The organism is Ralstonia sp. PBBBR1, assembly GCF_002256165.1.
GTDB lineage: Bacteria > Pseudomonadota > Gammaproteobacteria > Burkholderiales > Burkholderiaceae > Ralstonia > Ralstonia thomasii.
In genome coordinates, this window is sequence record NZ_NKIL01000003.1 from 165,251 (window position 1) to 179,575 (window position 14,325).

Genomic DNA, 14,325 nt, shown 5'->3' on the forward strand with positions numbered 1-14,325 from the left:
ACGCGCTGCAGTTCCCATAAAAACGATCCCGGCCGGCACCAAAGGAACCCTCATCATGACCGCCCCCTCTGCGGCAGGCACTGCTGCACCTGCTCGTCCTGCGCCCACGAGTGCAGCGCACGCACGCCGCATCGTCATTTCGTCGTCAATCGGCAATGCGCTGGAGTGGTACGACTTTCTTGTCTACGGCTTCTTCGCGTCGGTCATCGGCAAGCTGTTCTTTCCGGCCGATGACGAATGGGTGTCGCTGCTGTTTGCGGTGGGCAGCTTTGGCGTGTCGTTCATCACGCGGCCGGTCGGCGCGATCGTGTTGGGCATGTATGCCGACAGGAAGGGGCGCAAGGCAGCACTGACACTGTCGATCCTGCTGATGATCATCGGCACGCTGGTGATTGCCGTGATGCCGAGCTACCAGCAAATCGGTATCGTCGCGCCCATCACCATCCTGCTCGCACGGCTGGTGCAGGGCTTTGCGGTGGGTGGTGAATTCGGCAGCGCGACGGCCTTCATGGTCGAGCACAGCCCGCGCGGGCGCGGATACTACGCCAGTTGGCAATTCGCCAGCCAGGGCATTGCCACCATTCTGGCGGCCGGGCTGGGAGCGCTGCTCACGGCATCGCTCACGCAAGCGGATCTGGAAGGCTGGGGCTGGCGGTTGCCGTTCATCTTCGGTCTGCTGGTCGGGCCGGTGGGGTTCTACATCCGCCGTCATCTGGATGAGACGCCGGAGTTCGTCGCCGAGCAGAAGAAAGCAACGGTCGACCCGCAGGCGTCGTTCAAAGCGCAGTGGACCAACCTGCTGCTGGCGGTGGGCGTGGTGGCGCAGTCGACGGTGTCGGTGTATGTGCTGCAGCTCTACATGCCCACGTACGCCGTCAAGCAACTGCACCTGCCGGCGGCGCAGTCGTTCGCGGTGGTGGTGCTCAACGGCGGGTTGCAGTTCTTGCTCTCGCCGGTGATGGGCGCGCTGTCGGATCGCATCGGCCGCATCCGCATCATGCTCACCACATCGGCGCTGATGATCCTGCTGATCTACCCGATGTTTGCGCTGTTGCGCGCGTACCCGACCATCGGTGCGCTGCTGGCGCTGCAAGCCGTGTCGGGCATCTTCAAGGCAGCGTATTCAGGCCCGATGCCGGCGTTGATGTCGGAGATCTTCCCCACGCGCGTGCGCTCGACCGGCCTGTCGCTCGGCTACAGCCTCGGCGTGACGCTGTTTGGCGGGTTCGCGCCGTTCATCGTCACATGGCTGATCCATACGACGGGCGATACGCTGGCACCGAGCTACTACGTGCTGACGGCCGCTGCGGTGAGCGGCATCTCGCTGACGATCATCGCGCTGCGTCGTCGCAAGGCAGTGGGCGCTGCCTGAGCATTTACACTTTCTTTACGGAGCGTCACACCCCTTTTTCACGCTTTTTACGAGCGAATCGATACGGTGTCGTCGTGTTCAACGACATGGCGACGCGGGCCGTCGCCACCTTCCATCATGGCGCGATCGATGCTCCTGTCTTCGCTGGTTCCGCAATTGCTGCCGCCTTCTCCGGCGGCGGTACCTCGCGCAGTGGCTCTGCCGGCACGCCAGCACGTGTGTCTGCGCGTGACCGTGCCCGGTGACACACCGCATGCGGTTCGGCGGCAGATGCATGCATTGCTTGGGGACGCGCTCGGGCTGTACATCGTGCGGCATGACGCGCGCCGCAAAGCGGTCACCGTTGATCTCGAACTGGCTCACGCAGATGTGGATGCGGTAATCGGCGCGCTGCTGCATGGCTTGCCGCGCGCCACGCTGGGCCGTATTACGCCGCTGCGCACGTCGCACAAGCGCGCGCATGCTGTGCTGCATTGAGGCGTGCCATGTTCTCAGGAATCTGGATTCCGCTGGTCACGCCGTTCCACCATGGACAGGTCGACACCGCCGCACTGCGGCAACTGGTACGCCATTACGAGGGCGCCGGTGTATCGGGCTTCGTGGCGCTGGGCACGACCGGTGAAGCCGCGCTGCTCTCTCAGATCGAGCGCTACACCGTTTTGGAGGCCATCGCGGACGCTTGCGGCGAGCGCACGCCGTTTCTGATCGGCGTCGGCGCGACGGACACACGCGACGTGTGCGCGCAGATCCGCCACTACGAGCGTTGGAACAGCGCCGGCTACCTCGTGCCCCCGCCGTATTACGTCTGCCCTTCGCAAGCGGGATTGCACTGGCACTACGCACACGTGGCGGCCAGCACGGCCCGCCCCGTGGTGCTCTACAACGTGCCCAAGCGCACAGGCGTCTCGATCGCGCCCGATACCGCGCTGGCGCTGGCTGAACAGCCCAACATCATCGCCATCAAGGAATGTGTGGCCGAGCATTTCGGCGCGTTGCAGGATGGGCCGCTGGATGTGCTGAGCGGCGATGACAGCGCGCTGCTCGATTGCCTCGCACATGGCGGCACGGGAGGCATCCTGGCCGGCGCGCATCTGCGGCCGGAGTTGTTCGTGGCGCTCGTCGCGCACCATCGTGCGGACCGCATCGACGAGGCGCGCCGCTTGGCCGACGCGTTGGCGCCGCTGGCTGCGCTGCTGTTTGCAGAGCCGAACCCCGCGCCGGTCAAGGCGTTGTTGTCAGCGGAGGGCCGCATTGGCGCAGACACGCGCGCGCCGATTCTGCCGGTATCCGAATCGCTGCACCGCCGCCTGGTGGCAGCGATGCACGCGTTGGAAAACGTCAAAGCGGATTGCCCGCCGCAGCTGGCCGCGATGTAGAGAGGGCCGATCAGGCGCCCTTGTACCACGCCGCGTTGAACGGCGCGCCGTGGCGCATGTAGCGCGTACCGCGACGATGACGGCGCGCGTTGGCCGGCGCCGGCGCGTCGTTGTCTTCCATCGTCTCGCGTTCGGCCACCGTGCGGGCACGCGGCGGCTGGACCTGCGAGTAGACGCGTTGCTCCATCCGGTCACGCGCGGCCGCAACCCGGTCGGGCGATGCGGGTTGCGTGGCAGCTTCCGCCGGCGCGGGTGCAGCCGTCAGCGCCGGCGCGGCGGCGTTGGCAGGCCCGGCGGCCATGGCAACGCTCATCGCATCGCCGGCCTGTGCGGCCGACGGCGTGTGGCCGGCGAGGCTCTTCACCCATGGCGCGTGGTACATCCCAACGTAAATCGCGCCCGTCACCGCAATCAACGCGGCTGCCACACTGCTGAATGCGCCGCCCATGACTGCATCCGACACGCGTCCCCACCACGGCTTGCGCTTGGCTGTGGCTTGCTCCACGTCCGACACCTCGGTCGGATCGACATGGGTGGCAGCCAGATGCGACGGCTCTGTGGCGCCGGGTGGTTGAGCAGTGATCGAAGCAGGCAAGCGCATGGTGAGAACTCGAGGTCATGGATCGGCAGCGTCATCTTCTGCCGAACGTTATTCGGGAACCGCCGCATGTCACCTGTGTGACAGCCGGACGGAGGATGAGCAGCCTTGGTTAGCAAGTTTCCTGCCGGGCTTTGTGCGGCGCCGCAAATCGCCGTGAACCCTTGCCAATGCTCGCGCTGGCGCTCCGTGCAGACGATTCGGCAGCGCGGCGGCATGCCCGTACGTACGCACAGCAGGTAGACTTTGCAAAGTTTGCCGGGTGTGGCGCCCGGCCTTACCCCGCCCTAATTGCGTCACAGGCCCCTCAAGGAGAACACCGTGCGTTGGGATGACATGCGCGAAAGCAACAATGTCGAGGATGAGCGCTCATCCTCGGGCGGCGGCGGCTTCGGTGGGGGCGGCATGCGGCTCGGCATCGGCGGCATCGCGATCGTGGCCGTGGTGGGCCTGCTGATGGGCAAGAACCCGCTGGAAATCCTCAGCATGGTGATGCAGGTGTCGCAGAATGCGCCGACGCAATCCGCGCCGCACAGCCCCGCCCGGCCCACCGGGGAAACCGACAACGACCGCAGCAAGCAATTGGTCTCGCACGTGCTGGGCGACACCGAAGACACGTGGAGCCAACTGTTCAAGCAAGCCGGCCGCGCGTATCAGCCGCCCAAGCTCGTGCTGTTCCGCCAGGGCATCCGCTCAGGTTGCGGCGACGCCACCTCGGCCGTCGGCCCGTTCTATTGTCCGGCCGACACCAAGGTCTACCTGGACCTCGGTTTCTTCGATGAACTGCGCCGCAAGTTTGGCGCCCCAGGGGACTTTGCCGCTGCGTACGTCGTCGCGCACGAAGTGGGCCACCATGTGCAGAACCTGCTGGGCGTGTCGGAGAAAGTCAGCCGCGCACAGGCCGGCAAATCGCAGGCCGGGACGAATGCGCTGTCGGTCAAGCTGGAGCTGCAGGCCGATTGCCTGGCTGGCGTGTGGGGCCACTTTGCACAGCAACGCGGCCTGCTCGAGCGCGGCGACCTGGAGCAAGCTCTGACCGCCGCACACGCCATCGGCGACGACACCCTGCAGCGCAACGCCGGCCGCAGCGTCACGCCCGATGCCTTCACGCATGGCACGTCCGAGCAGCGCATGCACTGGTTCCGTCAGGGCTTCGATGGCGGCGACCTTCGCCAGTGCGATACCTTCCGCGCGGGGGCGGACGCCTGATCACCCGTCAGCGCCCACCCGCGCAATCCAGCAGCGCGCCAGTCACGTACGACGCCGCATCGGAGAGCAGCCAGACGATGGTCTCGGCCACTTCTTGCGGCGTGCCGGGGCGGCCGATCGGCGTGCCGCTGCCAAGGCGCTGAGCGCGGTCGGGCTGGCCGCCAGAGGCGTGAATATCGGTCTCGATCAAACCGGGGCGCACGGCATTGACACGTACGCCATCGCGCCCGAGTTCACGCGCCAAGCCCAGCGTCATGGTGTCGACGGCACCCTTTGAGGCGGCGTAGTCGACATATTCGTGCGGCGACCCCAGGCGCGACGCCGCCGACGACACGTTCACCACCGAACCGCCCACACCACCGCGCGACGTCGACAACCGCCGCGCCGCCTCGCGCGCGACCAGAAAGGCGCCCAGCACATTGGTCTCGAACATCGTCCGCAGCCGGTGCGTGGTCATATCGGCCACGTCCTGCGCCTCGGCCACGATGCCGGCGTTGTTGACCACCCCATGCAGCGCACCAAAGCGACCCGTCGCTGCCTCGAATAGCGCGATGACGTCTTCGTCGTTCGACACGTCGCCCTGCACCGCCAGCGCATGGCCGCCGGCCTGTTCGATCAGCCCCACCGTCTCTTCCGCCGCCTGGCGGTTGCCGCGGTATTGCAGCGCGACAGACCAGCCGCGTTGCGCGCACAGCACCGCCGTGGCGCGACCGATACCCCGGCTCCCGCCGGTAATGACGATGGTCTTGGACATGCCGGTCTCCTGATGTGTAGTTGTGTTCGCAATTGTGCCGAGATACCGAAGTTTTGGCATCGAGGGATGTGTCCGAATCCGGCGAATTCATTCGGGCCGACAGGGCTAGACTAGCTGGCGAGTCCCCCGATCACCACCATGCATCTCGACCACAACGCCTGCTACCACGCCGTGCAATCGCGCGACCGACGTTTTGACGGCTGGTTCTTCGTCGGTGTGACATCCACCGGCGTATATTGCCGCCCGGTCTGCGCGGTGCGCACGCCGCTGGAGAAGAACTGCCGCTTCTTCACCACGGCGGCCGCTGCCGAGCGCGCGGGTTTTCGGCCCTGCCTGCGCTGCCGGCCGGAACTGGCACCGGGGCACAGCCTGGCTGAGATGTCGTCCAACCTTGCACGCGCCGCCGCTCGCATGATCGACGAAGGCTTTCTGCAAGAACACGACCTGACCGCGCTGGCTGCAGCCGTGGGCGTGACCGACCGCCACTTGCGCCGCATCTTCCGCGCGGAGTTCGACGTCTCGCCCATCGAGTACGCGCAAACGCAGCGCCTGCTGCTCGCCAAACAGCTGCTGACCGATACGGCCATGCCCGTCGGCGACGTCGCCTTTGCCGCCGGCTTCGGAAGCGTCCGGCGCCTGAACAGCGGCTTTATCGAGCGCTACGGCTTTACACCCACGCGCCTGCGCTCGCGCACGACGGCACCGCGCACCGAAGACGGCCCCACGCTCATGCTTGGCTACCGTCCGCCGTTTGCGTGGCCGGCGTTGCTCGAATTTCTGCGTGCCCGTGCCGTCGACGGCGTCGAGGTGGTCACCGCCGACAGCTACGCCCGCACGATCACCGTCGACTACGGCGGCGTGCGGCACATCGGCTGGCTGCACGCGCGCAATGTGCCGCAACGCCACGCGGTGGCACTGACCCTGTCGCCCAGTCTGCTGCACGCCATGCCGCCCGTGCTGGCGCGTGCGCGGCGGCTGTTCGATCTCGATTGCCGCCCGGACCTGGTCGACGCGCACCTCGGCACGCTTGCTGCCGAGACGCCCGGCCTGCGCGTGCCGGGCGCCGTGGACGGCTTCGAGATTGCCGTGCGCGCCATCGCCGGGCAGGTCATTTCGCTGGCGCAGGCCCGGCGCATTCTCGGACGCATGACTGCCGTGTACGGCGTGCCGCTGCCGCAACCGAGCGAAGGGCTGACCACAGCATTTCCGAGCGGGGCTGCACTGGCGAACAGCGATGCCCAGGCGCTGTCCGCGCAGACCGGTCTGCAAGCCAGCCGCGCTGCTACCGTCATCGAACTCGCCCGCGCCATCGACGGCGGAAGCCTGCGGCTTGAACCACTGGTGCCGCTCGCCCCCACGCTGGCCGCCTTGCAAGCGCTGCCCGGTGTCGGCGAATGGACAGCGCAATACATCGCCATGCGCGCACTGGGCTGGCCGAACGCATTCCCGCTGGGCGATTACGTCCTGCGCAAACGCCTTGCAGACGGAGACGGCGCGCTGCCTACTCGCCGTACCATGGTCGAGCGCGCCGAACCGTGGGCCCCGTGGCGCGCTTACGCCGCCATGCATCTCTGGCATCGCGAGGATGCGCTGACCCAGCCTGCGTCGCATTGACGAATCGACCGCCATGTACCGCCACATCTTTGCCTGCCCCCTCGGTGATCTGCTGTTGACCGCCACCGACACCCTCCTGACCGGCGCGTTCTTTCCGGGCCAGAAGACGATTCCCGAGAACACCGCGCGCATGTCGCCGGGCGCAGACGTCCCGGTCATCCGCGAGGCGCAGGCGCAGTTCACCGCGTACTTTGCCGGCAAGCTGCACGACTTCGATCTGCCGATGGCACCCGACGGCACACCGTTACAGCAAGACGTCTGGCGCCTGCTGTGCGACATCGCGTTCGGCAATCGCACCACCTACGGCCAGATCACGGCGCGCCTCGGGCTCACACGCGAACATGCGCGCGCAGTGGGCACCGCCGTGGGCCGCAACCCGATCTCGATCGCCATCCCGTGCCACCGCGTGGTCGGCGCCGACGGTGCGCTCGCGGGCTATGCCGGCGGGTTGCCGCGCAAGGCCGCGCTGCTCCGGCTCGAAGGACATCCCGCGCAGGTTGGACAACGCCTGCCCATGCCCGACGACGATCGCCAGAGCACGCTGGCACTGCTGCCTGCATAAAACGCAAATCGCGCGGACAATGCGCGCACACCACCCCACAACGATAACGAGACCTCTTCATGCGCCGCTCCGATGTGCTCGAACTCCTCGCGCTGGCTGCCCTATGGGGCGGCTCCTTCCTGTTCATGCGCGTGGCAGCGCCGCCCTTTGGGCCCGTTGCGCTCATCGCGCTGCGAGTGGCGATTGCCTCGTGCTTCCTCGTCCCAATGCTCACCTTGCGCGGCGGCATGGGCGCGCTGCGCACGCACTGGCCGCATCTGCTGGCCGTGGGCGTGCTGAACTCGGCCATCCCGTTCTGCCTGTTCGCCTATGCCGAACTCACGCTCACGGCGGGCTTCACCTCGGTGCTCAATGCGGCGGCCCCGTTGTTTGCGGCCATCGTTGCGTTCACGTGGCTCGGTGAGCGGATGTCGTCGCTGCGCGTGCTGGGATTGGCGATCGGCTTCATCGGCGTCATCGTGCTGGTGGGCGGGTCGTCTGTCATCGACGCAAAACAAGGCGGCGTGGCGGTGGCCGCGGCGCTGTCCGCCACCGTGCTGTACGGCGTGGCCAGCAGCTACACCAAGCGCTTCCTGACCGGCCTGCCGCCGCTGGCCGTGGCAACCGGCAGCCAATTGGGCGCCGCCATCGTGCTCGCACCGCTGGCCTACTGGCTGTGGCCCGCGCAAACGCCCACCGGCAGCGTGTGGCTGCACGTCATTGCACTGGGTATCGCATGCACGGGCGTGGCTTACATCCTCTTCTTCAGACTCGTCGCGCACGTGGGGCCGACGCGCGCGGTATCGGTCACCTTCCTGATCCCGGTGTTTGGCGTGCTGTGGGGCATCCTGTTCCTGGGCGAGCAACTGACGCTCAACATGGTGATCGGCTGCGCCGTCATCCTGCTCGGCACGTCGCTCTCGACCGGCGTGTTCGCTCCGGGAAAAAAGGCCCCTGCAAATGCAGCGACCACAGCAAACGAGAAGGATCCGCTGTTGCGTTCCGGCCGCTGAATGGGCCCAGTTCGTCGTGCCCCGGTTGGCCGGGGCGCGCTCCTGACCGATCAGAAACCGCTTGAAGCCGGCGCTTAAAATCCGCAGTTGAATCCATGCGCAATGCGGTTATGCCATCTTTGCCCTGACATAGCGAAGGACTTTTCGCCGATTGGCGCAGCGCGACAAAGTGTTGGCATCGCCGCGATAAAATGCCGATTTGTAATGAATACACTATCGTAGCGACGCCTCTGAAATTTATTCAATGGCGCCAACATTGACTCTCCAGCTAGATTTAAAAAATCTGCAAAACTGAAGTAGACACCTGAAACATCGACCAAAGCGCACTCGATCTTAACGATCCGATAATCCGATTTGAGAAAATTGCATCATCAAATTCGGGTATCTCCGCGCGTTGTGCAGATTTTCTTTGTTATGCTCGCCCTCGGTCGATGAGGGGCGTGCGAGGGAATGGCATATTTGCTGCAAAGCAGCCAAAATTCCCAATTGCCGGCGGATTCTCCGCTGCACAGCCGACTACGCACGCTCCATCAAATATGTTGGATACGCGCATGCTGGACGTCTACCTGAACAAGCATCTGATCGGTCAGCTATCGTGCGGCCGCAGCGGTTGGGCGTTCGAATACGATGCACGCTGGCAGGCTTCGTCGCAGGGCTTTGATCTGAGTCCGCACCTGCCGCGCACCGCCGGCAATATCGCCGACACGGCAAAAGCCCAGCCGGTACGCAACTTCTTTGAATACCTGCTGCCCGAACCGGCACGCAACACGCCCAAGGCTGCCGCCGCCGCGCTGGAACATTTCGCGCAAGCGGCGCCGCATCTGGATGGCCCGCTGGCGCTGGTGCCCATCGGCCTCAAACCCTGCAGCGGCCGCGCCGACGGGCTGTCCGAGCGCGATCTCGTGCTGCAGTTCCAGCAGACCGTCGGGCGCCCGCCCCGCAGCACGCCGCTGCGCGTGGCCGAACCTCGCGCGCGCTACGGCGCCGATGCAGCAACCGCGTCCGAAGAAATCAGCCTGCCCTTCCTGGCTTCGAATGGCCTGCCCGTGTCGATGTGGCTAGGGCGGTTTTCCGCGCCGGCCAATGCCGCGCAATCGAGCCACTTCGTCCGGTTGGATCTGGGCGAAGGCGCGCACCTTCCGTACGCCACCATCAACCACTGCTGGGCCACGCTGTTGGGCCGCAGTATCGGGCTGGAGACACCGTTCATCGGCCTGCGGCAGTTTCCGGAAACCGCCGCCGTGGTGCAGCGCCTTGATCGCACCCTGCGCTGCAAGAGCGACGACACCGCGCTGGTGCAGGCGCGCTATGTCGTCTCGGCGGTGCAATTGCTGGGGCTCTCCCCCAAGCACCGCTTCCTGCCGATCACCGTCGAGCAGGTCGCGCAATGTGCAAGCCTGTGCGCGGACCCGGCTTGCGCGACGGCCGCGCTGTTCCGCTGGATGGTGTTCTGCCTGTTGATTGGCGGGCGCAACGCCTCGGCTGGCACACTGCATTTCCACATCGGTGCGGATGGCATCCGCCTCGCGGCGCACGATCACCTGTTCTGCGCAGCGGTCTACGCTAACGAATGGAATGCCGATGAACTGTCGCCGGACGCACAAGCCCGCTATGACGCCATCGATCAGGACGCGCTGCTCGCCGTTGCCGATCACCTTGGCTACGACGCCAGTCAGGCGCGCCGCGAGTTGCTGCGGCTGATCAGCATGCTCGCGCCGCAGTCGTCGTTCGTGGCGACGCATCTCTCGCAGGCGTTGGGACATTCGCCGACGCGCGCGGCGGAGATCGACTTCCTCGCGCGCATCCATCGCCATGTGTCCGAGACGGCACGGCGGCTGGGCGGAAAGACAGCAGAAGTCTGAAACGCAAACGCGCGGCCACCGCAGGCGCTTAGAGCGCAGCCAGGCTGACCGAACCGTAGCGGGTGTAGCCGTGCGCGGCCAATGTATCCATGGCCTCGGCTTCCGCTCGGGCGAACGTCAGCGCGAGCGTGTCGGGGCTCCCCGCCCCGCTGGCGAAGGCTTGGTAGGCCGCGAACGCTTCGCGCGGCGACACACCACTGCGTTCAAGCACCCGCTGCGCGGCTTCCAGCGCCGCACGAATCGCCGTCTCCCCGGGCGGGGCATCGCGAAACGCTAGCTGTAGACAGGACGTCGTCGGATTCATCCGCGTTTCGATGTTCGATTCACTGAAACAGCACACCTGACCCAGTCTAGGAAAGCGCCTATCGAGTGCCAAGCGTGACGCTCATCCCTGAGCGCGCGTTTCCGTTTGCCGTCTGACCGGCAAGGACCGACTTGGGGATGCCCCCGGGTGCACATGCTCTGAATCACGTTGCATAATCGAATCGATTGACCAAGCAACGACTTTGTTGGCGCCACCACAACGACAGGAGACATCATGATCACGCCACCCATCCGGTTGAAACGTACTGCGCTCGCCTGGCTGCTGGCCGGTGCAGCCTTGCCGGCATTCGCACAGATTCCGTTCAGCCCCGGTGGCGCGTCGGCCGCGCCCGCACAGGCTGCGGCGGCCACGGCCGGCGGGATCGACGTGGCGCAGATCAAACCGGCGGTGGATGCAGCGGTCAATGCGGAATACGGTCAGCTCGATCTGCTCTACAAAGACATCCATGCGCATCCGGAGCTGGCGTTCCAGGAAACGCGCACCGCGGCCACGTTGGCCGATCAGATGCGCAAGATCGGCTTTGATGTAACAGAGCACGTCGGCAAGACCGGCGTGGTGGCGGTCTATCGCAACGGGGCCGGCCCGACGATCCTGGTGCGCACCGAACTCGACGCGCTGCCGATGGAGGAGAAAACCGGCCTACCCTACGCGAGCAACGTCCACACCAAATGGCGCGGCGAAGACGTAGGCGTGGCGCATAGCTGCGGGCACGACCTGCACATGGCGTCGTGGGTGGGCACGGCGAAGACGCTGGTGTCGCTCAAGGACCGCTGGCACGGGACGCTGGTGTTCGTCGCACAGCCTGCCGAAGAAACCGTGTCGGGCGCGCAGAGCATGATCGACGACGGCTTCTTCAAGCGCTTCCCCAAGCCCGACTATGCGTTTGCGCTGCACACGGGCCCGGGGCCGTACGGTTCGATCGTCTTCAACAGCGGGCCGATCACGTCCAACTCCGACGGGCTGGAAATTACGTTCAAGGGCCGCGGCGGCCATGGCTCCGCGCCTGACAAGACCATCGACCCCGTGATGATGGCGGCGCGCTTCGTGGTCGACCTGCAGAGCGTGATCAGCCGCGAGAAGGATCCGCAGGAATTTGGCGTGGTGAGCATCGGGGCCATCCAGGGCGGCAGTGCTGAGAACATCATCCCGGACAGCGTGCTGCTGCGCGGCACGATCCGCTCGTACAAGCCAGCGGTGCGCCAGAAGATGCTTGACGGTATCCGCCGCACGGCCAAGGCCGTCACCGAGATGTCGGGCGCGCCGGACGCCGATATCAAGATCACCGAGGGCGGCAAGGCAGTCAACAACGACCCGACCGTGGTCGCGCGCACCGAGGCGATGTTCAAGACCGCCTTCGGCAACGAGCGCGTACTGCGCGTGCCGCCCATCACGGCCAGCGAAGATTTCTCGGCGTTTGTTGACGCGGGCATCCCCTCAATGTTCTTCTTCATCGGCGTGAACGATCCGCAGACGTTCCTTGCCTCGCTCAAGCCGGGCGCCAAGCCGCTGCCGACCAATCATTCGCCGCTGTTCGCGCCCGTGCCGGAACCGTCCATCAAGACGGGTGTGACGGCGATGTCGCTGGCGGTGCTGAACGCGCTGCAATGGAGCAAGGCGTCGGGCCAGTAAGCCGGCGTCGATGTGGGCGCGGTCGGCCCCGGTACCGGACGGCCGCGCCTTTTGATTTCTCAGGAGGGCATTCCATGTTCAACCGTTTCATCCGCACGAGCGCCCTGCTGCTGTGCGCCTGCGCCGCGGCACCCGCCCTGGCGCAAACCACGCAAGCCACCAACCGACTCGACGAAATCATCGCGCGCGGCTCGCTGCGCGTCGGCACCACTGGCGACTACAAGCCCTTTACCTACAAGAACCCCGCCGATGGCCGCTTCATCGGCCTGGACGTCGAGATGGGCGAACGTCTGGCCAAAGCCCTCGGCGTAAAGCTGGAAATCGTGCCGACCACGTGGTCGACGCTGATGCAGGACTTTGCGGCTGACCGCTACGACATCGCCATGAGCGGGGTGTCGGTCACGCTGGAGCGGCAGAAGAAGGCGTTCTATTCGATTCCGTATCAGCGCGACGGCAAGACGCCGATCACGCGTTGCGAGAACCAGTCGAAATACCAGACGCTGGCGCAAATCGACCAGCCGAACGTGCGGGCCGTGGTCAACCCAGGCGGCACCAACGAGAAATTCGCGCGCGAGCATCTGAAGCAAGCGCAGATTCGCGTGTATCCGGACAACGTGACGATCTTCAACGAGATCGTCGCCGGCCGCGCAGACCTGATGATGACTGACGCGGTGGAAACCAAGCTGCAGCAGAAGCTGCACCCCGAACTGTGCGCCGTGCATCCGGAAGCGCCGTTCGATTTCTCCGAGAAGGCCTACCTGCTCCCGCGCGACGCCGTGTTCAAGAACTTTGTCGACCAGTGGCTGCGGCAGACCGCCGAGAGCGGTGAGTTCGCCAAGCGCTTTGATGCGTGGCTGGCGTATCCGTGGAATGCGCCGGTCAAGTGAGCAGTGCTACGCCCGTGCGGCGCGCTTGGCTGCGTCGCCCACCAGCAACACGAGGCGCACGCCGGTAAGCAGCGCGCCCATCAACCAGACCGCGCCGGACCACACTGGCGCCGTTAGCGCATAAAAGGCTGTGGCCACCGGCGGCCCAATCATGGCGGCCACGCTGGCGAGGCTCGCCAGCGCGCCCTGCAATTCGCCCTGCCCATGCTCGCCCAGCTGACGCGAGAGCCGCCTGCAAGCTTAGTGGAGGCTGGCCGGATCGCCGTGTTGCAGGGCCAGTGCGTCGCGCAGCAATGCGTCGGTCATGTCGCGGCCCAGGAGCGCCGGGTCAAAGCGCGCAGAAAAGCGCGTCGAGCACGACTCCACCTGCAGCACCACCTGGCCCGGCGGCAGCAGTTCGATGTCGACGTGGATGACCTCGTCGTCTTCGGTAAAGGAATGCAGCAGCGTGAGTGCACGGTAGCCGTCGGCGCGCTCCACGGCGGCCTCCGTCCAGGACGGTGCCAGCAGCGCGCAACTGACCAGCGTTTCGGGCTCGTCCGGGCGATACAGGTGCAGGCCCATCATGGTCGAGGCGGCATCGGCCACGCTGGACCATTCAGCCGCCGGAATCAGGTCACCCAGCAGGCGGATGTCGTCGACGGGGGCATCGGTCTGCACAAAGGCGGCGCCCAGGAAGAACGCGGTCTCGTCGCGGAAACCACCCGCCACGGTGTTGCGCCACAGGCGATGGCTGCTCTTGCTGCCAAGTGCGACCTGCGACAGCACCTTGGCCGCACGCGCGCCGTCGGCGCCCGACCACTGCTCCACCGCGCCGTGCGAGAACAGGCGATCGGCCATCACCAGGCACACGCCTTCGGGCAACACGCGCTCTTTCAGCCACCCGGCCAGCACGTGCACACCGCTGAACGGCATGTCCGGACGCCCGATCGCATGTGCGCGCACGCGGCCGTTTTCCGGCACGTGGAACGGCATGGCAAACAGCCTCGCCTGGTAAGCGACGCCGTCAATCTCGAAACGGGCGATGGACGCGGTGGTGATGGACATGATGACCTTCCTGCACAAGGGGCGGAAAACGCCGCCCGTACCTGCATCAACGACCATCCACGCCGAATGTTTAGCCGCCACATGGGGGGCTGTGGGAA

General features: G+C 65.8%; 15 protein-coding genes. 10 read left to right on the top strand and 5 right to left on the bottom strand.

Annotated elements, in window-relative coordinates; all coding sequences use genetic code 11:
* The first annotated feature begins 55 nt into the window (after positions 1 to 55).
* From CFE42_RS04305 to dapA, 3 genes are all read left to right on the top strand, one after another.
* The gene (locus CFE42_RS04305) at positions 56 to 1,372 is read left to right on the top strand and encodes an MFS transporter (RefSeq protein ID WP_004631889.1); all 1,317 of its coding nucleotides are present in this window, start codon (positions 56 to 58) and stop codon (positions 1,370 to 1,372) included.
* 129 nt (positions 1,373 to 1,501) lie between these two features.
* Entirely contained in the window at positions 1,502 to 1,849 is a 348-nt protein-coding gene (locus CFE42_RS04310; RefSeq protein ID WP_004631887.1) for a hypothetical protein, read from the top strand.
* Between the two features lie 8 nt (positions 1,850 to 1,857).
* On the top strand, positions 1,858 to 2,748 hold the full coding sequence (dapA, locus tag CFE42_RS04315) for a 4-hydroxy-tetrahydrodipicolinate synthase (RefSeq protein WP_004631885.1): 891 nt from the start codon (positions 1,858 to 1,860) through the stop codon (positions 2,746 to 2,748).
* Between the two features lie 10 nt (positions 2,749 to 2,758).
* Here the strand turns inward: dapA and CFE42_RS04320 are convergent, their stop codons facing one another.
* Positions 2,759 to 3,349, bottom strand: coding sequence for a hypothetical protein (locus CFE42_RS04320; protein ID WP_004631883.1), 591 nt, complete (start codon positions 3,347 to 3,349; stop codon positions 2,759 to 2,761).
* Between the two features lie 318 nt (positions 3,350 to 3,667).
* Here CFE42_RS04320 and CFE42_RS04325 point away from each other — a divergent pair, with 318 nt between their 5' ends.
* On the top strand, positions 3,668 to 4,555 hold the full coding sequence (locus CFE42_RS04325; protein ID WP_004631881.1) for a neutral zinc metallopeptidase: 888 nt from the start codon (positions 3,668 to 3,670) through the stop codon (positions 4,553 to 4,555).
* 7 nt (positions 4,556 to 4,562) lie between these two features.
* Here CFE42_RS04325 and CFE42_RS04330 read toward each other — a convergent pair whose 3' ends face one another.
* Positions 4,563 to 5,309: an SDR family oxidoreductase gene (locus CFE42_RS04330; RefSeq protein WP_004631879.1), complete on the bottom strand. Its 747-nt coding sequence runs from the start codon at positions 5,307 to 5,309 to the stop codon at positions 4,563 to 4,565.
* 138 nt (positions 5,310 to 5,447) lie between these two features.
* Between CFE42_RS04330 and CFE42_RS04335 the strand changes: the two genes are divergently transcribed.
* The 4 genes from CFE42_RS04335 to CFE42_RS04350 all read left to right on the top strand — a co-directional run bounded on the left by CFE42_RS04335 (position 5,448) and on the right by CFE42_RS04350 (position 10,339).
* The gene (locus tag CFE42_RS04335; RefSeq protein ID WP_004631877.1) at positions 5,448 to 6,923 is read left to right on the top strand and encodes a DNA-3-methyladenine glycosylase 2 family protein; all 1,476 of its coding nucleotides are present in this window, start codon (positions 5,448 to 5,450) and stop codon (positions 6,921 to 6,923) included.
* Between the two features lie 13 nt (positions 6,924 to 6,936).
* Positions 6,937 to 7,485 (top strand): methylated-DNA--[protein]-cysteine S-methyltransferase, encoded by a 549-nt coding sequence (locus CFE42_RS04340; protein WP_004631875.1) that lies wholly within the window; start codon positions 6,937 to 6,939, stop codon positions 7,483 to 7,485.
* Positions 7,486 to 7,544: 59 nt separating this feature from the next.
* Positions 7,545 to 8,477: a DMT family transporter gene (locus CFE42_RS04345; protein WP_004631874.1), complete on the top strand. Its 933-nt coding sequence runs from the start codon at positions 7,545 to 7,547 to the stop codon at positions 8,475 to 8,477.
* Between the two features lie 551 nt (positions 8,478 to 9,028).
* Positions 9,029 to 10,339, top strand: a complete 1,311-nt coding sequence (locus CFE42_RS04350) for a HipA N-terminal domain-containing protein (RefSeq protein ID WP_004631871.1) — start codon at positions 9,029 to 9,031, stop codon at positions 10,337 to 10,339.
* Between the two features lie 28 nt (positions 10,340 to 10,367).
* Here the strand turns inward: CFE42_RS04350 and CFE42_RS04355 are convergent, their stop codons facing one another.
* Positions 10,368 to 10,643 carry a hypothetical protein gene (locus CFE42_RS04355; protein WP_009277411.1) on the bottom strand — a complete coding sequence of 92 codons (276 nt, stop codon included), beginning with the start codon at positions 10,641 to 10,643 and terminating at the stop codon, positions 10,368 to 10,370.
* Between the two features lie 234 nt (positions 10,644 to 10,877).
* Here CFE42_RS04355 and CFE42_RS04360 point away from each other — a divergent pair, with 234 nt between their 5' ends.
* Positions 10,878 to 12,293, top strand: coding sequence for a M20 family metallopeptidase (locus tag CFE42_RS04360; protein ID WP_004631866.1), 1,416 nt, complete (start codon positions 10,878 to 10,880; stop codon positions 12,291 to 12,293).
* A 74-nt stretch (positions 12,294 to 12,367) separates the two neighbouring features.
* Positions 12,368 to 13,180, top strand: coding sequence for a transporter substrate-binding domain-containing protein (locus CFE42_RS04365; RefSeq protein WP_004631864.1), 813 nt, complete (start codon positions 12,368 to 12,370; stop codon positions 13,178 to 13,180).
* A 6-nt stretch (positions 13,181 to 13,186) separates the two neighbouring features.
* Here CFE42_RS04365 and CFE42_RS04370 read toward each other — a convergent pair whose 3' ends face one another.
* Positions 13,187 to 13,342: a hypothetical protein gene (locus CFE42_RS04370; protein ID WP_296156312.1), complete on the bottom strand. Its 156-nt coding sequence runs from the start codon at positions 13,340 to 13,342 to the stop codon at positions 13,187 to 13,189.
* Positions 13,343 to 13,420: 78 nt separating this feature from the next.
* On the bottom strand, positions 13,421 to 14,227 hold the full coding sequence (locus CFE42_RS04375; protein ID WP_004631862.1) for a hypothetical protein: 807 nt from the start codon (positions 14,225 to 14,227) through the stop codon (positions 13,421 to 13,423).
* Positions 14,228 to 14,325: the final 98 nt, after the last annotated feature.